At 52.3% G+C, this 19,274-nt stretch carries 15 protein-coding genes; 13 read left to right on the forward strand and 2 right to left on the reverse strand.

Translation table 11 applies throughout. The features are described 5' to 3' along the window. Positions 1-37: 37 nt before the first annotated feature. From AC4IE8_RS00150 to AC4IE8_RS00205, 12 genes are all read left to right on the forward strand, one after another. On the forward strand, positions 38-262 hold the full coding sequence (locus tag AC4IE8_RS00150; protein ID WP_069006774.1) for a HypC/HybG/HupF family hydrogenase formation chaperone: 225 nt from the start codon (positions 38-40) through the stop codon (positions 260-262). Beyond that, positions 259-1,398: a hydrogenase formation protein HypD gene (gene hypD / locus AC4IE8_RS00155; RefSeq protein ID WP_490790003.1), complete on the forward strand. Its 1,140-nt coding sequence runs from the start codon at positions 259-261 to the stop codon at positions 1,396-1,398. Before AC4IE8_RS00150 ends, hypD begins: the two co-directional genes overlap by 4 nt. 25 nt (positions 1,399-1,423) lie before the next feature. Then, on the forward strand, positions 1,424-2,473 hold the full coding sequence (hypE, locus tag AC4IE8_RS00160) for a hydrogenase expression/formation protein HypE (RefSeq protein ID WP_490790004.1): 1,050 nt from the start codon (positions 1,424-1,426) through the stop codon (positions 2,471-2,473). 12 nt (positions 2,474-2,485) lie between these two features. Further along, positions 2,486-4,192 carry an enoyl-CoA hydratase-related protein gene (locus AC4IE8_RS00165; protein ID WP_490790005.1) on the forward strand — a complete coding sequence of 569 codons (1,707 nt, stop codon included), beginning with the start codon at positions 2,486-2,488 and terminating at the stop codon, positions 4,190-4,192. Continuing rightward, positions 4,189-5,667 (forward strand): sigma-54-dependent transcriptional regulator, encoded by a 1,479-nt coding sequence (locus tag AC4IE8_RS00170; RefSeq protein WP_068992052.1) that lies wholly within the window; start codon positions 4,189-4,191, stop codon positions 5,665-5,667. Before AC4IE8_RS00165 ends, AC4IE8_RS00170 begins: the two co-directional genes overlap by 4 nt. Positions 5,668-5,784: 117 nt before the next feature. After that, a complete protein-coding gene (locus AC4IE8_RS00175) occupies positions 5,785-7,155 on the forward strand; it encodes a PAS domain-containing sensor histidine kinase (RefSeq protein ID WP_490790006.1) in 1,371 nt (456 codons plus the stop codon). Beyond that, a complete protein-coding gene (locus AC4IE8_RS00180; RefSeq protein WP_490790007.1) occupies positions 7,148-8,161 on the forward strand; it encodes an NADH-quinone oxidoreductase subunit B family protein in 1,014 nt (337 codons plus the stop codon). The genes AC4IE8_RS00175 and AC4IE8_RS00180 overlap by 8 nt, the downstream gene beginning before the upstream one ends. Beyond that, positions 8,158-9,606, forward strand: coding sequence for a nickel-dependent hydrogenase large subunit (locus AC4IE8_RS00185; RefSeq protein ID WP_490790008.1), 1,449 nt, complete (start codon positions 8,158-8,160; stop codon positions 9,604-9,606). The genes AC4IE8_RS00180 and AC4IE8_RS00185 overlap by 4 nt, the downstream gene beginning before the upstream one ends. Positions 9,607-9,982: 376 nt before the next feature. Beyond that, the gene (locus tag AC4IE8_RS00190) at positions 9,983-12,976 is read left to right on the forward strand and encodes a CheR family methyltransferase (RefSeq protein ID WP_490790009.1); all 2,994 of its coding nucleotides are present in this window, start codon (positions 9,983-9,985) and stop codon (positions 12,974-12,976) included. A 24-nt stretch (positions 12,977-13,000) separates the two neighbouring features. Further along, a complete protein-coding gene (locus AC4IE8_RS00195) occupies positions 13,001-15,271 on the forward strand; it encodes a sensor domain-containing protein (protein ID WP_490790010.1) in 2,271 nt (756 codons plus the stop codon). 603 nt (positions 15,272-15,874) lie between these two features. After that, positions 15,875-16,702, forward strand: a complete 828-nt coding sequence (locus AC4IE8_RS00200; protein WP_490790011.1) for a class I SAM-dependent methyltransferase — start codon at positions 15,875-15,877, stop codon at positions 16,700-16,702. Positions 16,703-16,780: 78 nt separating this feature from the next. Next, positions 16,781-17,290 carry a GNAT family N-acetyltransferase gene (locus tag AC4IE8_RS00205; protein ID WP_069006823.1) on the forward strand — a complete coding sequence of 170 codons (510 nt, stop codon included), beginning with the start codon at positions 16,781-16,783 and terminating at the stop codon, positions 17,288-17,290. A 178-nt stretch (positions 17,291-17,468) separates the two neighbouring features. On the opposite strand, the gene AC4IE8_RS00210 is transcribed toward AC4IE8_RS00205, so the two are convergent. Further along, positions 17,469-17,837 carry a 2Fe-2S iron-sulfur cluster-binding protein gene (locus tag AC4IE8_RS00210; RefSeq protein ID WP_490790012.1) on the reverse strand — a complete coding sequence of 123 codons (369 nt, stop codon included), beginning with the start codon at positions 17,835-17,837 and terminating at the stop codon, positions 17,469-17,471. A 376-nt stretch (positions 17,838-18,213) separates the two neighbouring features. Between AC4IE8_RS00210 and AC4IE8_RS00215 the strand changes: the two genes are divergently transcribed. Next, on the forward strand, positions 18,214-18,543 hold the full coding sequence (locus AC4IE8_RS00215) for a DMT family transporter (protein ID WP_490790013.1): 330 nt from the start codon (positions 18,214-18,216) through the stop codon (positions 18,541-18,543). On the opposite strand, the gene AC4IE8_RS00220 is transcribed toward AC4IE8_RS00215, so the two are convergent. Next, a partial coding sequence (locus tag AC4IE8_RS00220) for an IS3 family transposase (RefSeq protein WP_490790014.1) occupies positions 18,524-19,274 on the reverse strand: 751 nt, incomplete at its 5' end. The genes AC4IE8_RS00215 and AC4IE8_RS00220 overlap by 20 nt on opposite strands.

A 19,274-nucleotide genomic window follows, 5' to 3' on the forward strand; every position in this document is an offset into this window, starting at 1 on the left:
GTTCTTTCGTATCACTTAAAAGACGGAGTGAACAAACATGTGTCTGGCCATACCGGCAAAAGTTGTCGCTATCGATGAGCTGGCTGATAACGCCACAGTGGAACTGGGTGAAGTCAGGAAAGCGGTTTCACTGGCCCTGGTGGAGAATGTGACTGTGGGTGACTTCGTACTGATTCATGTCGGTTATGCCCTCAACAAGGTGAGTGAGGAGGAGGCCCAGCGAACCCTTGAACTGTTTGCACAAGCCGGAGTGACCCCATGAAATATGTCGACGAGTTTCGCCAGCACAAGCTGGCCAAGCAGCTGGCAGCAGCCATCCGGGATGAGGTTGATCCAGGCAGAAGCTACCATCTGATGGAGTTCTGCGGTGGTCATACCCATGCAATTTTCCGTTATGGGGTGCAGGACCTGATGCCGGGCAATGTGCGTTTTATCCACGGTCCTGGCTGTCCGGTGTGTGTGCTGCCGGTTGGGCGTATCGACAATGCCATCCATCTGGTTGAAGCGGAGGATGTGATTCTCTGCACCTATGGGGATCTGCTGCGGGTACCGGCAAGCGGTCGCAACAGTCTGATCAAGGTGAAGGCGGCCGGTGGTGATGTGAGGATGGTCTACTCCACCCAGGATGCGTTGAACATCGCCCGGGAGAATCCCGCTCGGCAGGTGGTGTTTCTGGCGATCGGCTTTGAGACCACCACTCCCCCAAGTGCGGTAGCGCTGCAGCAGGCCAGGCAGGAAGGACTGAAGAACTTCAGTCTGTTCTGTAATCATGTGCTGACACCGGCCGCCATCCAGAACATCCTGGAGTCCCCCGAAGTCAGAGAGATCGGTTCGGTGGCCATTCATGGCTTCTTCGGACCCTCCCATGTCAGCTCGGTGATCGGCAGTCGCCCCTATGAGTTCTTTGCCGAAGAGTTTCAACGGCCGATGGTGATCGCCGGTTTCGAGCCACTGGATGTGATGCAGTCGGCGCTGATGCTGATCCGTCAACTGAATCAAGGGCGCTATGAGGTGGAGAACGAATATACCCGGGTGGTGACCCGTGAGGGGAATCAAAAAGCTCAGCGACTGGTTGCGGAAGTGTTCGAGTTACGTCGCAGTTTTGAGTGGCGGGGTTTGGGGCTGGTGCCCTACAGCGCGCTGAAAATCAAAGCGGACTACCAGGAGTACGATGCGGAGCAGCGATTTCAGATCCCGGTCAGTCCGGCAAAGGAGGTCAAAGGGTGCGAGTGTCCGGCGATCCTGCGTGGGGCTAAGCGTCCTACCGACTGCAAACTGTTCGGGGTGGTCTGTACCCCTGACAATCCAATGGGTTCCTGCATGGTCTCGTCGGAGGGGGCCTGTGCCGCCTACTGGAGTTATGGTCGTTTTCGTCAACCGGAGGCAAAGAGCGCATGAACAGAGATACGATAAAGGTGGCAATATGAATGCCCAGCTAAAACCCTTTTCACTGCGTCTCGATACCCGTCAGGGGAAGGTCGATATGACCCATGGCAGTGGCGGTCGGGCGATGGCTCAGTTGATTCAGGAGCTGTTTCTGAAGCATCTCGATAATGAACTGCTGCGCCAGGCCAACGATCAGGCCAGCTTCGATGTGCAGGCAGGTCGCATGGTGATGAGTGTGGATGGTCATGTGATCTCCCCGCTGTTTTTTCCCGGTGGTGATATCGGCTCACTGGCTGTGCATGGCACCATCAATGATGTGGCCATGTCCGGTGCCCGTCCCACCTATCTCTCAGCCGGTTTCATACTGGAAGAGGGGTTCCCCCTCGCCGATCTGGAACGGATCGTGATCAGCATGAGTCGAGCCGCCAGTGAAGCGGGTGTGCCGATTGTGACCGGCGACACCAAGGTGGTGGAGAAGGGCAAAGGGGATGGTGTATTCATCACCACCACCGGTATCGGGGTGGTGCCCCAGGGGATCGATATCTCCGGTGACCGTGCCGTGCCGGGGGATCTGATCATCGTCAGCGGCAGCATGGGTGATCATGGGGTCACCATCATGTCGAGCCGGGAGAACCTGGAGTTTGAAACCTCCATTACCTCCGACTCAGCCGCACTCCACACCCTGGTTGAACAGATGGTGGCGGTGGCGCCGGATATCCACTCTCTGCGCGACCCAACCCGGGGTGGTCTGGCCACCACTCTGAATGAGCTGGCCCAGCAATCACAAGTGGGCATGCAGTTGAGCGAGGCGGAGATACCGGTCAAGCCCGCTGTCGCCTCGGCCTGCGAGCTGTTGGGACTGGATCCCCTCTATGTGGCCAATGAGGGCAAACTGATCTGTATCTGTTCCGAGGCGGATGCTGAGCGTCTGCTGCCGGTGATGCGGGCCCATCCACTGGGTGGGGAGAGTGCCGTTATCGGACGGGTGATTGAAGATCCCCACCACTTTGTGCAGATGGAGACACTGTTTGGCGGCAGCCGGGTGGTCGATTGGCTTAGCGGCGAGCAGCTCCCCAGAATCTGCTAAAAAGGCCCTGATATGCGAATCCTGTTTTTAAGTCACGCCTTCAACAGCCTCACTCAACGGCTGTTTGTCGAACTGGAGGCCCTGGGTCACCAGGTCTCGGTCGAGTTCGATATCAACGACAGCGTGGCCAGGGAGGCGGTGCTGCTCGCCACGCCCGACTTGATCATTGCACCCTTTCTGAAACGGGCGATCCCTGAGTCGATCTGGCAACAGCATACCTGTCTGGTGGTGCATCCAGGGATTCCCGGAGACCGGGGGCCATCTTCGCTGGATTGGGCCATTCTGCAGGGTCGATCCCGTTGGGGTGTCACGGTACTCCAGGCCAATGGTGAGATGGACGGGGGCGATATCTGGGCCAGTTGCGAATTTGTCATGCGCCAGGCGAGCAAAGGGAGCCTCTATCGCAATGAAGTCACCGAGGCGGCGGTGAAAGCGGTGCTGCTTGCGGTGGCGCGGTTTCAAGCCGACGACTACCAGCCGCTGCCCCAGGATCAACTCAAACAGTCCGATTCTGGCCAGTGGCAACCGTTGATGACACAGCAGCAGCGCCAGATCGATTGGCAACAGGACACTACAGAACTGGTAATGCGTAAACTGCAGAGCGGTGATGGCGTGCCCGGAGTCAAAGACTCCCTGTTTGATCACCCATGTTATCTCTACGATGCCAGAGTTGAGCGCGAGCTGAAGGGTAGACCGGGTGAGGTGATCGCCAAATCCGGACCTGCGATCTGTATTGCCACCATCGATGGGGCGGTCTGGATCGGACACCTCAAGCTCAGTGACGGCGAGATCCCTTTCAAACTGCCGGCCAGCACACTGCTGGCAGGTCAGCTGACGCAACTGCCGGAAGTCAGGCCAACCGCAGAGAGTGGTTATCGGGAGGTATGGTATGAAGAGGCCGATGGGGTTGGCTATCTCCACTTTCCTTTTTACAACGGTGCCATGAGCAGCGGTCAGTGCCGTACCCTGCTTGAAGCCTACCGGGAGGCAAAACAGTGTGATACTCAGGCCATCGTGTTACTCGGTGGTCCGGACTACTGGTCGAACGGTATGCATCTCAATCTGATCGAGGCCGCCGAGAGTGCGGCGGATGCCTCCTGGGAGAATATCAACGCCATCGATGATCTGGCTTTGGAGATCATCAATACAGAATCCCATCTGACCATAGCGGCACTGCAGGGCAATGCGGGTGCCGGTGGGGTGTTTCTCGCCCGAGCCGCTGATGAGGTCTGGGCCCGGAACGGTGTGATCCTCAATCCTCATTACAAGGATATGGGCAATCTCTATGGATCGGAGTACTGGAGCTATCTGTTACCCCGCTATGTGGGTGAGGCGCATGCCCAGACCATCATTCATAACCGGCTGCCCATGGGCGCAGCCCAAGCAGCGGAACTGCAGTTGGTGGATCGGGTGATTGATCAGCGTGGCGACGCCTATCTGGCACAGGTCAGAAAACTGGCTGAGGCGATGATCGCCGCCCCGGCGTTTGTCAAGCGTCTACATTATAAGCGTGCCCGCCGCACAGCGGACGAGCTGCAAAAAGCCCTGTCGCAATACAGGGAGGAGGAACTGGAGCAGATGAAACGTAATTTCTACGGCTTTGATCCAAGCTACCATATCGCCCGTTACAACTTTGTACACAAGATTGCCAAATCCCGTACTCCGTTGACGATTGCCCGTCATCGTCGTACCGACAACCAATGGAAGTGTGCCTCATGAGCAGTCGTCCAACCGTTTTGATTGTGGACGATGAGGTCCGCAGCCTGGAGACCCTGGAGCGGATTCTGGAGGATGAGTTCGATATTCAGACCGCAGAGAATGTGGAGCAGGCAAGAGCCATTCTGCAGAGCCAGTGGGTACAGATCATCCTCTGTGATCAACGCATGCCGGATATCACCGGGGTGGAGTTTCTCAAGCAGGTGCGTGAACAGTGGCCCGAAGTGATCCGCATGATCATCTCCGGTTATACCGATTCCGAGGATATCATCAGCGCGGTGAATGAGGCGGGCATCTATCAGTTCGTCACCAAACCCTGGCATCCGGACAGTTTGATACTGCTGTTGAAAAATGCCGCCGAGCTGTTTGAGCTGCAGCGTAAGAACGAGATCCTCAGCATAGAGCTGAAGATGTCGCCCAGCCGGCTGCAGACCATGGCGGATGAGAAGAGTCAGCGACTGCGGGACGACTACAGTTGTGACGATCAGATCGTACGCAGTCCGCAGAGTTGCATGAACCAGGTGTGTGAAAAGATCCGCCGGGTATCCCCCTACGATATCTCGGTACTACTGACCGGTGAGTCGGGTACCGGTAAGGAGTTGGCGGCCAGAGCGCTGCACTACAACAGCAACCGTTGGCAGCAACCCTTCGTAGTGGAGAACTGTGGTGCGCTCCCCGATGAACTGCTGGAGAGCGAGCTGTTCGGGTACAAACGGGGCGCCTTTACCGGTGCCGTCGAGGATCGGGCCGGGCTGTTTGAGCGGGCCAGCCGCGGCACGGTGTTTCTCGATGAAGTGGGTGAGGTCTCTGCGGCTTTTCAGGTGAAACTGTTGCGGGTGCTACAGGAGGGTGAGATCCGTCCCCTCGGCAGCAGTCAGACCCGGCAGGTCGATGTACGCATCATTGCGGCCACCAACCGGGATCTGGAGAAGGAGGTCCGGGAGGGACGTTTTCGGGAGGATCTATACTATCGGTTGGCGACCGTGACCATTCAGCTGCCCGCTTTGCGTGATCGCAAGATGGATATTCCACTGATCGCCAGCAGTATTCTGGAATCCTCCATGAAGCAGCTGGGCAAACGGGTGGAAGGATTTACCAATGAGACCCTGGCCTGTATGCAGGCCTACCATTGGCCCGGCAATGTTCGGGAGCTGCAGAATGAGATCCGTCATATGCTGGTGATGGGGGAGGGTAAGTTGCTCGGTGCCGATCTGCTCTCACCCCGGGTGCTGAGAGCGACCCCTGAAGCGGATGATGGGGATATCGAACTGGTGGATGGATTGAACGGCACCCTCAAGGAGCGGGTCGAATCCCTGGAGGCGCGGATCCTCAAAGAGTGTCTGATCCGTAACCGCTGGAATAAGAGTCAGGCGGCGAAAGAGCTGGGACTCTCCAGAGTCGGTTTGCGCAGCAAACTGGAGCGTTACGGTCTGGAGAAGATCGAACAGCTGCGCGATGATGAAGATATGGTGGGGTAATAGCCAACCGTAGAAGACTAAAAAACAGAGTAATTTGAGGCATAAACGATCAAGATGCAGAGCCATACCGAAGCAACCAAGGGTCTGACTGATGTAATCGGTTGACAGGGAGCCGTTATGACAGAGACCAAGGAATCTCCAAGTCCCAGCCTGATCGACAAGGTCGGCATGGACACCCCGATCGAGTTCTCCGAGTCCACGGAGAGCGCCTGGATCGATGTGATCCAGAAAATGGATAAGGTGTATGCGGATCTGGTCCACTACCAGGTGGAGTTGGAACAGAAGAACGCGGAACTGGAAGAGGCCCAGCAGTTTATTCGCAGCGTACTCGAGTCGATGACCGAGGTGCTGGTTGTGTGTGATGTGCAGGGTCGTATTCTGCAGGTCAACCAGGCGCTCGAGGATCTTACCGGTAAGCCGGAAGTGGAATGGTTGCATCGGTCTTTTGTCGAGCTGTTCGGTGAAGAGTCGCAACCCCTGGCAGGTGAGTTTGCCGAGAAACTGGGCAGTGATGCGATTATGGATTGTGAAGTCAATCTGCAAACCCTGGAGGGAGGCTCGATGCCCCTGGCGATGAACTGCTCATCCCGCTATGACGTAAAAGGGCGTCTGATGGGGATGGTGTTGATCGGCAGACCGGTCGGTGAGTTGCGCCGAGCCTATGAGAAACTCAATAAGGCCCATGGGGATCTGAAACAGACTCAGGAGCAGTTGGTCCACTCGGAGAAGATGGCCTCTTTGGGGCGTCTGGTGGCCGGGGTGGCCCATGAGTTGAATAATCCGATCAGTGTGGTGTTCGGCAACATGCACGCCTTGAAACGTTATGGTGAACGGATCAATGGCTATCTGTCGGCGGTGGGTGATCAACTGCCTGCCGAACTGAATCAGAAATTGCGGGAGGATTTTCGTATCGATCGCATCGAGTCCGATATGGGGCCGTTGATCGATGGCACCATGGAGGGGGCTGAGCGCATCAGCAACATCGTACTCGATCTGCGTCGCTACTCCGGAGTGCAGAAGGAGAAGCCGGAACGTTTCGATCTCAGTCAGGTCATCCAGACCGCTGTCCACTGGGTGGTGAAGGCAGCCAGAGAGAAGCTGGATATCGTCTGTGATCTGCCCGATGATCTGCAGATCGTCGGACGCCAGGGACAGGTTCATCAGATCCTCATCAATCTGCTGCAAAACGCCATCGATGTGATGGAGGGGCAGCAGGATCCCAAGCTGGTTATCGGCTGCAGCAAAGTCCAATCCCGGGTTTCAGTCACAGTCAGGGATGTTGGCCCGGGGATTCCGCAAGCGGATCTGAAAAAGATATTCGATCCGTTTTTCACCACCAAGGCGGTAGGCAAGGGTACCGGTCTGGGGCTCTATATCAGTTATGGCCTGGCACGGGATATGGGGGGTGATCTGCAAGCGGATAACCACCCACAAGGGGGAGCTATCTTTACCCTGCAGCTGCCGTTGAATGGAGTGGACGATGAGTGATCAGCCGTCACTCAATCTGCTCTGGCTGCAATCCGGCGGCTGTGGTGGATGCAGCCTATCTTTGTTGTGTGCCGAGGGGCCGGATCTGTTCACCCTGCTGGAGAGTGCCGGCATCAATCTGCTTTGGCACCCCTCTCTGAGTGAAGCCAGTGGCAGTGAACTGATTGAGTTGCTGCAGAACATTCTCGATGGAGAGGTCAGGCTGGATCTGCTCTGTCTGGAAGGCTCTGTGGTTTGCGGTCCCAACGGCAGTGGGAAATTTCATCGCTTTGCTGGAACCGGCCAGCCGATGATGCAGTGGATAGAGCGGTTGGCCAAGCTTGCCGGGCATGTGATCGCGGTGGGCAGTTGTGCCGCCTATGGTGGTATTACCGCTGCCGGTAACAATCCCAGTGAGTCCTGTGGTCTGCAGTACGATGAACATGAGAAGGGGGGATTGCTGGGTCAGAGCTTCAGTGACGAGTCGGGTCTGCCGGTGATCAACATCGCCGGTTGCCCGGTACATCCCAACTGGGTCAGCGAAACCCTGGTGCAACTGGCCTGTGGGGAGCTGCAACAGCAACACCTGGATCATGTGGGACGGCCACGAAGCTATGCGGATCACCTGGTCCATCACGGTTGTCCACGCAATGAGTTTTATGAATACAAGGCGAGTGCGGAGAAGTCGTCCGATCTGGGTTGCATGATGGAGCATATGGGCTGTCTCGGTACTCAGGCTCATGCGGACTGCAATACCCGCCTGTGGAATGGTGAGGGTTCCTGTCTGCGCGGCGGGTATGCCTGCATCAACTGCACCGCACCGGGTTTCGAAGAGCCGGGTCACCCGTTTACCGAAACGCCCAAGATCGCCGGGATACCGGTTGGTCTGCCCACCGACATGCCCAAGGCCTGGTTTGTCGCGCTGGCCTCGCTGGCGAAAGCGGCCACCCCGAAACGTCTGAAGGAGAATGCGGTGGCCGATCATATCCGCGTGCCACCAAGCCGCAAGCCAGGTGAGAAAACGTGACTCGACGCATCATGGGCCCGTTCAATCGGGTAGAGGGGGATCTGGAGGTTGAGCTGGAGATTGAATCCGGTCAGGTGGTTTCCGCCCAGGTCTCCTCTTCACTCTACCGTGGCTTCGAACAGATCCTGCAGGGTAAAGAGCCTGCTGATGCGCTGGTCTACACACCGAGAATATGCGGCATCTGTTCGGTATCCCAATCGGTTGCGGCGGCGCGGGCTCTGGCCCAGTTGAGTGGCGTCACGATACCGACGAACGGCGACCTGGCCATCAATCTGATCCTGGCCAATGAGAATGTGGCGGATCACCTGACCCACTTCTATCTCTTTTTCATGCCCGACTTTGCTCGGCAGACTTACCGCGATGAGCCTTGGTATGAGTTGATCGCCAACCGCTTCCGCGCGCAGACCGGTAGTGCAGCCAGAGAGATGCTGGCAGCGCGCGCCCAGTTCATGCATCTGATGGGACTGATGGCGGGCAAATGGCCCCACAGTCTGGCCATTCAGCCTGGTGGGGTAAGTCGCTCGATCGAGATGCAGGAGAAGGCGAGGCTGCAGGCGATCCTGTTCGGCTTCCGCCGGTTTCTGGAATCCCAGCTGTTCGGCGACAGCCTGGAAAATATCGTCTCACTGGATAGTGCCGATGCTCTGCAGGCCTGGTCTGTCGAGCATCCGCTGGATCGGAGTGATTTCAGCGCCTTTCTTGAAGTGGCCAGGCAGCTTGAGTTGGATCAACTGGGACAGGCTGAAGACCGCTTTATGAGTTACGGCGCCTATCAACTCAATGGCCGTAACAGCTTTGCACAGGGGGTCTGGGAAACAGAGCTCGAACCCCTTGATAGCAAGCTGATCACCGAAGATATCAGCCACAGTTGGATGGGCTATCAGACAGCGCCCAAGCACCCCTTTGAAGGCGTCACACTGCCGGATGCAGAGATTGAACAGGCCTACAGCTGGTGTAAGGCCCCAAGGCTGGATGGCAAGGTTGTGGAGGTTGGTGCCCTGGCCCGTCAGCAGGTGGACGGGCATCCCTTGATCAGAGATCTGGTAAGTCAAAGCGGTGGTAATGTGAGGAACCGGGTAATTGCCAGATTGTTGGAGATTGCCCGGGTGACGTTACTGATGGAGTCCTGGGTCAGAGAGATCCAGCCAAAGCAGCCCTTCTGTGATCATGCGGCAATGCCAAAGGAGGCGCAGGGGGCTGGTCTGGTGGAAGCAGCACGGGGCAGTCTGGGACACTGGATAAAAATCCGCAATGGACGCATTCTCAACTATCAGATTGTTGCGCCGACTACCTGGAATTTCTCACCCCGGGACGCAAAAGGTCAACCCGGTGCGCTTGAGCTGGCCTTGCAGGGCGCCAAGCTCAGGGTAGGGGAGCAGGAGCCGGTATCGGTACAGCATATTGTTCGATCATTCGATCCCTGTATGGTCTGCACAGTTCACTAGGGCCGATTGGGTTAGTGTAAACAAGCGCTGGTACTTTACTTCAATTGTCACTTTTAGTTTGATAAATCCTTCCGGCAAATGTTTGTATCAAACCAATCCTTCATGAGTTAATCCTTCGTTGCTCAGTGAGTTAGGTGATGTTTGTAGTGATGAGTGTTATTCAGGCCAGCTGTTTGTCTAGACGGTTTGATAGATCTGGATACAGGCCTAATGGACAGGTTATGTTGTGTTATCTAATATTAAAACATGGGGTATATCAGCATATTAATTAGTGTTTATGTGGGTTTTGTGGTGTAACCCTATCCGATACCTGGATGTTTATATCTGGTAGATTAGGCCGTTGATGCATTTAACGGTATTCAAGGGATAGCCATAAATGACCAGTAGCAAGCAATCAAAGCGTGGCGCATCAACCACTGCTCGGAAAAAAAAGGCGCCGAGCAAGCCGAAGGTTGGTAAAACCAAAGAACACCAAGAGGATGTGCCTGTTGTAGGCATTGCCGGATCGGCGGGTGGTCTGAAGGCCTTCAAAGCTCTGCTCTCAAACTTATCTGGCGAAATGGGTATGGGTTTCGTACTCATTCAGCATCTGGATCCCAACCACAAATCCATCCTTTCTGAATTACTGGGCAAAGATTGTCCCTTACCTGTGCTCGAGATTACCGACGGCATGAACATCGAGCCGGATCATGTTTATGTGATACCGCCGGGAATGCAATTGACTCTGCTGCACAACAGCCTCAGTTTAATGCCAATACCCAAAGATAAAAGACTCTACAATCCGGCAGACCTGTTTTTTCAGAGCATGGCGGATGATCGCGGTTCAAGTGCCATTGGTGTGGTGCTGTCGGGAACCGCTTCCGATGGCACGCTGGGTTGCCGTGCCATCAAAGAGGCGGGTGGAATCACCTTTGCTCAGGACAGTGACAGTGCGGAATACGATGGCATGCCGGCAAGCGCCGTGTCTGCTGGCTGCATCGATTTTGTTTTGAATCCGGTTGATATCGCCCATGAATTGGCGCGGATTGTCAGTCACACAGCCCTGCGTCCCAGTCAGACCTTTCTCAAGTCCGAGGAGACGCTGACAGCGACCCAGGAACAACTGAACAAAATATTCATTCTGCTAAGGGCACGCACTGGCAACGACTTTTCATACTATAAGGCCACTACCGTCAAACGTCGTATCAACCGGCGCATGCTATTGCACAAGTTAGAGCGGATTTCTGAGTATATTTTGTTGATGCAACAGGATCCGCAAGAGATCGATGCCCTGTTTCAGGATATATTGATCAATGTCACCGCCTTTTTGCGTGATCCCGAAAGCTTCGATGCATTGAAAACAAGGGTCTATCCTAAACTGCAGGAAAACCGCCCGTTGGATGCGTCGATCCGCATCTGGGTGCCAGGCTGTTCTATGGGTCAGGAAGCCTATTCCATCGCAATGACACTGATTGAATATCTTGGTGACCGGGCTGGCAACTATCCAATCCAGATATTTGGCAGCGACATTGACGAAAGCGCCGTCGAAAAGGCCCGTAGTGGCATCTACCCTGAGACGATCGAAGACGAGGTCTCCCAGGTGCGTCTGCAACGTTACTTCCACAAGGTCAGTGGTGGCTATCAGGTGAACAAACAGTTGCGTGATATGTGTGTGTTTGCCGTCCACAATGTGATCAAGGATCCGCCATTCTCGCGCATCGATCTGATCAGTTGTCGAAATCTGCTGATCTATCTTGGCGCTACACTGCAGAAGAAAGTCCTGCAGGTATTCCACTATGCCTTACAACCCGGTGGATTTCTGCTGCTCGGTACATCTGAAACCATCGGTAGCCAGGCCGATCTGTTTGCCATGCAGGACAAAAAGGCGAAACTCTATCAGAAGAAATCCGTCGCCACACATCTGAACAATGATTTTGTGTTTCGTGAGAATCATAATCCGGTAGCCATTGAGGTACCTGAACGAGGCGATGATCTCACTTTGGTCTACGATCTTGAACGAGAGGCCGATCGGTTACTGTTGGAAACCTATGTGCCTCCCGGCGTCATTGTCAATTCCGATCAAATGGTCATCCGTTTCCTTGGACGTACCTGGCCCTATATTGAGCCATCGGATGGCGCTGCCTCCCTGAATCTCTACAAGATCGCCCATCCCGACCTTGTAGTCGAATTGCGAGCAGCCATTCACAGTGTCATCAAAGAGGGTGGCAAGGTACGCAAGGAGCATGTTCGCCTGAAGGTCTGTGGTGAAGCTCAACGTGTGAATATTCAGGTGCTCTCCCTGGGTGGTGCGATACGCAATGAGGAAAACCTGCTGGTCATGTTCGAACCGGTGACAGTGTCATCGAAAGAGCAGATTGTCACAGACGAAGCCGAAGGAGAGCAGAAAGAAAACCTTGAAGCGCTGGTTGCTCGTAATAGCGAGCTGGAGCGTGAAGTGGTTACCACCCGGGAGTATATGCAGTCGATCGTCGAAGAACAGGAAGGTACCAACGAAGAGTTGCGCTCAGCCAATGAGGAGATTCAATCAACCAACGAAGAACTTCAGAGCACCAATGAAGAGATGGAGACCGCCAAGGAAGAGTTGCAATCGGCAAATGAAGAGTTGTCCACGGTCAATGAAGAGTTGGAGACTCGCAATGATGAACTGGCCCGTACCAATGATGATCTGACCAATCTGTTGGCCAGTGTCAATCTGCCGATCCTGATGCTCGGTGCCGATCTGCGCATACGTCAATTCACCCAGGCGGCGGAGAAGCTGCTCAATCTCATCGATGCGGATCTGGGTAGGCCGATCGGCAATATCAAACCGAATATCGATATACCGGATCTGGAGTCCGTAGTTCTGAATGTGATTGATTCCATGGCCACGAAGTCAATTGAAGTTCAGGGTGATTCGGGTGTCTGGTATGCAATCAGCATTCGCCCCTATAAGACACTGGACAACCGCATCGATGGCGCAGTGATCATTTTCATCGATATCAGTGCGATAAAGGATTTCGATCAGATCAAACAGGCCCTTGCCAGGGAGAGACGTTTGGCCACCGTTGTCAGGGACTCGAATGACGCCATTACGGTTCAGGATCTGCATGGCAATATACAGGCCTGGAACCCTGCAGCTGAGCGTCTCTACGGCTATACAGAACAAGAGGCCCTTGATCTGAATATCAAGCAGCTCGTTCCGGATACTGGTCAGTCAGATCTAATCAGTATGTTGGAGGATATTAGCGAGGGCGAAAAATTTCGACCAATGCAACTCGAACGAATAACCAAGTCAGGGGAAGTGGTTCAGATTTGGCTGATTGCCACGGCTCTCATGGATGATGAAGGAAAACCGAATGCCCTATCAACCATTGAGCGAGTCGCCCACTGATCATCAGCGAGGTATTTCAGCCAGATGAGTCGATACAGTAACCTCAGCCACAGCGATCTTGAAAGAATGCTCAGTGAATCTGAAAGGTTACTGCGTGCCGAAAAAGATACAGATACAGATTATCTGCTGCACAATCTACAGCTGCATAAAATTGAACTTGAGATTCAGAATCGGGGCTTGATGGAATCCCAGAAGGAATTGGAAAATATACGGGATCAATATGCTGAACTCTATGATTTTGCTCCCGTGGGTTATTTGACGCTCGATAAGAACGGCATTATTAATAACCTAAACATAACTGCAGCGGCTATGTTCGGAGCGGAACGCTCCCGAATCGTGGGTAAACCCTTATCAACGCAATTGGCCCCGGGGATGGGACGTTTGTTGTTCGATCACCTGCGTCAGGCATTCTCATCAGATCAGAAAGTCACGGCTGACCTTGCCCTCAAGACGACATCGAATGGCATTACCCGATATGTGAGAGCCGATACCATTGTACATGCGGACATTGAGAATCAGGCTTACTGTCTGATGAATCTGATCGACACCACCGAGCGGCGACGAGCAGAACAGGCGGTGATCGATGAGCGGACTTTTCTGCAACATGTGATCGACGGCGTGGAAAATCCGATTATGGTGATCAGCCTCGACTACAAATTGCTCAGGATGAATGAAGCCGCCAAGCGTATTGCCACTATGCAGCAGATCGATCCGGAGCACGCCTGCTGTTATCAGATTTCCCACCAGGTGGATCGGCCTTGTGATAGCGATGATTACCCTTGCCCACTTAAAATTGTACTGCAAACCCGCTTGCCGACCAAAGTAGTACACAATCATGTTTCGGAGTTTGGCACACAACGGAAGTATGAGGTTTCAGTCAGCCCGCTGTTTGATGATGATGGTGAAATTATGGGTGTCATTGAGTCATCCCATGACATCACTGATCATCTTGAATTGCTGGATGAGCTGAAAGAAAGGCAACTCAGCTATGCCCATCTGGCGCAACATGATGCGCTCACAGGGCTGCCCAATCGTTTGCTGTTTGCTGATCGCCTGAGTCAGGCGATTCATGTGGCGCACAGAAACGAGTCGATGCTTGCCGTATTGTTTATCGATCTTGACAGGTTCAAAGAGGTCAACGACAGCTTCAACCACGCAACCGGTGATGCTGTGCTGAAAGAGGTTGCAGAGCGATTTCAATCCTTGTTCAGAGAGGATGACACCATTGCACGCATGGGTGGTGATGAGTTTACGGTGATTCTTACCCACATCAAGAAAGACTCTAACGCGGCATTGGTTGCCAAAAAGCTGCTGAATTTATTCAAAAAGCCCTTTACCATCCAAAATCATAAGTTGTACCTGAGCGCCAGTATCGGGATCAGTCTCTATCCCGACCACGGGAACTCGGTTGATGAACTGGTTCGAAATGCGGACACGGCAATGTACCGGGCCAAGGAGGAGGGCCGGAATACCTTTCAATACTACACGCTGGAGTTGACGGCTAGAGCGTTCGAGCGGGTATTCCTGGCTTCCAGTCTACATAATGCGATATCGCAGAATGAACTCATACTCCACTATCAGCCTCAAATTGAGCTGATTACAAAAGAAATTTGTGGCGTTGAAGCATTGGTGAGATGGCAAAACCGGGATCTGGGGTTGTTGACGCCCGACAAGTTCATCCCCTTGGCTGAAGAGTCGGAAGTCATCGACGAAATGGGGGCGTGGATCATGAAAGAAGCCTGCCAACAAATGAAAGCCTGGCAGGATTCAGGTATTTTGAGAAGTGACATGACGATCAGTGTGAATTTGTCCGGAAAGCAGTTTGATCATAACAACCTGCTTGAAGAGATTGAGCAGACTTTGACAGCTACCGGTCTTTCACCCGATTGCCTGGAACTGGAAATCACTGAAACCACCATGATGCGTTCGACAAGCGTAACCAGTGAAACTCTGAGAAAACTGCGCAAGCTTGGTGTCAAAGTTGCTGTTGATGATTTCGGAACCGGATATTCGTCCTTGAATTATCTAAAACAATTACCGATTACACGCCTTAAGATCGACAAGACATTCATTTCTGATATCCCTGATGACTTGAATGATGTGGCCATTTCAAAAGCGATCATTGCCATGGCCAACAATCTGTTGCTGGATGTCTTGGCAGAAGGTATTGAAACCGGTGAACAACATCAATTCCTGATTCAACAGGGCTGCCGGGTGGGTCAGGGGTATCTATTTGCCCGGCCCATGCCATCGGATCAGTTTGAATCCTTTATTGAACAAACGCCACAGGGCTGATCTGGCTTGCTAACCGATTTCCCTTTGCACTTGGGATTCACGAGCTACACACTCTGCTTACGAGCCTGAGAAGGGTGATGCTGGGCAACTAACCCCACAGTCTGTTGAGATCTCACACTACCAAGCTCTGCAGATGCAATGTGTTGTACTGAGGCAAGGGGGTCGAGAACCCGTGTCCGTACAGCATATAGTGCGGTCGTTCGCCCCTGTATGGTCTGTACATGTAGCAGAAATCCTATGGTCTGTTTGCCTGCTATCCATTCCGAAAACCACCCGGATAGTGCAATCCAGTATGAATGCGATGTAATACAGAAAGAGTGGAGAGAATTTGGTAGAAGCTCGATTCGGGCTTATCAAGTTGATATTCCTGCGAGTAAAGTCTGCTGTGATAGCATCGAGTGCAAACCCAGATAATATTAGTATTTACTAATGGTCTGTTCTGGCATAGAATGCGCTCATTATGAATGCCTAATCTACATATGCGGGGGAAGAGCAGCTGCTTTTGCTGAGCAAAAGTTGCCCGCTGCCGTCTATTCATTTCCCTCGGAATCCAAAATATCCAACTAAGAATTATGAAGCCAATTGGCTTCGAAGGATTTTATTATGTACGAATTTATTCATGACATTGCGCTGCATCCCAGCCCATTTTCTCGCTCTACAGCGAAGCAACTCTGGACGAAACAGCATCTTGCAGAACAGATGCTCGAATATCATCTAAGCCAGGAAACGGATCTTGCATCCAGGCGTGTCGAGGTTATCGATCGTGTTGTAACCTGGATTAATGGGCAAATCGAACTGTCCGGCAAGACATTATGCGATCTGGGTTGTGGGCCCGGGCTCTACACCAAACGTTTTTCTGAGCATGGTGCACAAGTAACGGGGATAGATTTCTCCGAATATTCTCTGAACTACGCCAAATCAAATTCGGGTGGGGTGGTTGACTATCTACAAGCAGATTATGTTGTCGATCAATTACCCTCAGGATTTGATCTCATCACCCTGATCTATACGGATCTCTGCGTGTTATCACCTGAGCAGAGATCGATACTGTTACGCAAGATGCGTGGCATGTTGAATCCTGGTGGTAAAATCGTGCTCGATGTTGCCGGGATGGGCCTGTTGGATGGCCGGCAAGAAGTTACTCTCATTGAGGATCGATTGATGGGTGGATTCTGGGCTGCAGGTGACTATGTTGGGATTCAGAAATCTTATCTATACGATGAACAGCATTTGGCACTGGACCGTTACGTTATTGTCGAACCTGATGAAACCTGGCAGATTTACAATTGGTTCCAACACTACACGCCGCAAATGATAGAAACGGAACTGCGGAATTCAGGGTTTGCAATTACAGAGCTGGCAGGAGATCTTACTGGTAAACCATTGGTTGAAAATAGCGATCTGATGGGAATCATCGCGACACCATGCTAAACCTCATGTGGAGGTGTCGGCTGATGGTTGACATCTCCACGTTCTGAGGTCCACTCGATGAACGAGAACGATACAGTTATGCTAGAAATTCGCAAAGAAGAAGCCAACGACCGGGAGGCCATTCACCAGCTGAATTCAATTGCATTTGATCACGGTCCGGAAGCCGTGCTTGTTGATAAACTCCGAATTACCTGTCAGGACTACATATCATTTGTTGCTGTTGAAGAGAGTTCTGTAATCGGCCATATCTTATTTACTCCGGCTGGCATAGAGGATTGCTCCGCAGTTGGCATGGGATTGGCGCCAATGTCGGTGCTGCCTTCACACCAGAGAGAGGGGGTTGGGTCCCGTCTTGTCCGTTATGGCCTAGATTATTTGCGTGATGCCGGTTGCCCATTTGTGATTGTCTTGGGGCACCCTGACTACTATCCGCGCTTTGGTTTCGAGCCCGCGTCAAAATATCAGATTCGCAGTCAATGGGAGGGTGTGCCGGATGCTGCCTTCATGATCGCAGTGTTCGATCGGGAGGTGATACCGAAGCGTGGTGGCGTGGCAAGATATCGGGATGAATTCGATGAGGCGATGTAGACTGTACTATGGCTGACGACAATATATTGAGTTGAGTTGTTGCTCTGAAATCTCTTCTGAAGATTTTAGTTTTCCCGAGTCTGGGTAAATCTCTTTGAGCGAAAAGGCCACACTGAAGATTCAATTCTACAGTGTGGTTTTTGTTGGCAGTAACAGGCTCTAGATCACGTTCAAAAGATTAAGCGCCACCAGGTTCACCGGTAAACTGAACGAGCAGGTCTTCATCTGTGACGACGGTCTGGCAGGCCAGACGGAAGCTTGGTGGAAGATCTTTTACATTAGCACGCTCTTCCTCTTGCTTGGAGAGTTTGCCAATTGACTTGAGTACCTCTCTCTCCTTGTCGGTTAGCATGACGCCTTTGATATGATCGCCATCGAGGTGAGTGACTTTAATAAGGCATGAGCCGCACTCTCCATCCTGGCACTCGAATGGGATCTTTACGTTGTTTTCCTTGGCAGCGGCAAGCAGGGTATCCCGCTTGCCTACGACGGCAGAAACTTTTTTGTTTTTGCTCATGATTGGAGATGAGAAGTAGATTGTGGCCATGATGTGCTCCACTGGGTCAGTTTAAAAAATAGATTGATGGCTGGATTTCAAATCAGAAAAAAACCAAATATTTGTCACGCAACAGTATCAATAGTGTGTTAGGACATGACCCATCATACGTAAAAAAAGGAGACAATGAACAGTTAATTTTGCAATGCACCATATTGATGCCTGAATTGATATGAGTGTCGTTTTTGTGCTTTTTTTCATGCGCTATTTGAATGCATTTTCCAATCTGATTTTTTGCTGACAGAGGAAAATGCACCAATATGATGCCTTACGAAAAAATGTTCCTGGATGATGGTTGTAAATCATGCACCGATATGAAACGCTGGTTGTTCAGTGGTTGGATATTTTGCAAGTCGTGGAGTGATCAATGGCCTGGGTATGGTTATTAGCAGCCGGTGTTCTGGAAGTCTTTTTTGCCGTGTTCCTAAAGCTGTCTGACGGTTTCAGCAAACCAATGTTTACACTGCTTTTTGCAATTGCGGCTGGGTTGTCGCTCTACTGTTTGTCCAAGGCAATGCAGACGATTCCGATCGGCACAGCTTATGCTGTATGGACAGGTATCGGTACCGCAGGCGTGGCGTTGCTTGGGATCTTACTTTTTTCAGAACCGGTAACCGGTCTAAGACTCTTTTTTATGGCAACACTGATTATGTCAATCATATGTAAACCCACCTATTTTAGTGCCAGCCTAAATTAGAGTTCTCCTGCTCATATTTCTTTCGGTATTCGACAGGTGTTAATTTACCGAGTGACTGATGCGGCCGCTCTTCGTTGTATTTTCTGATCCATTTTTCAGTGATACCTCGAACCTCAGTCAGACTGCTAAACAGATACAGATCCAATACCTCAGTCCGATACGTTCTGTTGAACCTCTCAATGAACGAGTTCTGAGTTGGCTTCCCTGGTTGGATAAAATCCAATGTCACTCCATGTGTCTCAGCCCAGTCTGCCAGAGCAACTGATGTCATTTCAGGACCATTATCCAGCCTGATTTTCTTCGGATAGCCTCGTTGTTCAGCTACCCGCTCCAGAATACGTATCACTCTGGGAGCTGGCAGATTTAAGTCAATTTCAATGGCCAAAGCTTCGCGGTTAAAATCATCAACAACATTGAATGTCCTGTATCGTCTGCCACAAGCCAGAGCATCACTCATAAAGTCCATCGACCAGCACTGGTTGATTTGTTTCGGTACTGTCAGCGGCTTTGGATTGCGACTGGGTAATCGCTTCTTGCCTTTGCGCCGCATGTTCAGCTTCAACAGCTTGTAGATGCGGTAAACCCGTTTGTGGTTCCAGGGTTTGCCTTCTCGCCTCAATGTATCGAACATTAATCCGAAGCCGTACGTTGGCTCTTTTTCTGCCAGCTGCTGTAAAGCATCAATCACAGGCCTGTCACGATCTGTATCAGGCTCATAGACATAGCTACTG

The sequence above is a fragment of the Candidatus Thiodiazotropha sp. AKAK2 genome (assembly GCF_058244685.1).

Coding starts and splice junctions, on each gene's coding strand:
- AC4IE8_RS00150 (WP_069006774.1), top strand. CDS start 38: ATGTGTCTGGCCATACCGGCAAAAGTTGTCGCTATCGATGAGCTGGCT.
- hypD (WP_490790003.1), top strand. CDS start 259: ATGAAATATGTCGACGAGTTTCGCCAGCACAAGCTGGCCAAGCAGCTG.
- hypE (WP_490790004.1), top strand. CDS start 1,424: ATGAATGCCCAGCTAAAACCCTTTTCACTGCGTCTCGATACCCGTCAG.
- AC4IE8_RS00165 (WP_490790005.1), top strand. CDS start 2,486: ATGCGAATCCTGTTTTTAAGTCACGCCTTCAACAGCCTCACTCAACGG.
- AC4IE8_RS00170 (WP_068992052.1), top strand. CDS start 4,189: ATGAGCAGTCGTCCAACCGTTTTGATTGTGGACGATGAGGTCCGCAGC.
- AC4IE8_RS00175 (WP_490790006.1), top strand. CDS start 5,785: ATGACAGAGACCAAGGAATCTCCAAGTCCCAGCCTGATCGACAAGGTC.
- AC4IE8_RS00180 (WP_490790007.1), top strand. CDS start 7,148: ATGAGTGATCAGCCGTCACTCAATCTGCTCTGGCTGCAATCCGGCGGC.
- AC4IE8_RS00190 (WP_490790009.1), top strand. CDS start 9,983: ATGACCAGTAGCAAGCAATCAAAGCGTGGCGCATCAACCACTGCTCGG.
- AC4IE8_RS00195 (WP_490790010.1), top strand. CDS start 13,001: ATGAGTCGATACAGTAACCTCAGCCACAGCGATCTTGAAAGAATGCTC.
- AC4IE8_RS00200 (WP_490790011.1), top strand. CDS start 15,875: ATGTACGAATTTATTCATGACATTGCGCTGCATCCCAGCCCATTTTCT.
- AC4IE8_RS00205 (WP_069006823.1), top strand. CDS start 16,781: ATGCTAGAAATTCGCAAAGAAGAAGCCAACGACCGGGAGGCCATTCAC.
- AC4IE8_RS00210 (WP_490790012.1), bottom strand. CDS start 17,837: ATGGCCACAATCTACTTCTCATCTCCAATCATGAGCAAAAACAAAAAA.
- AC4IE8_RS00215 (WP_490790013.1), top strand. CDS start 18,214: ATGGCCTGGGTATGGTTATTAGCAGCCGGTGTTCTGGAAGTCTTTTTT.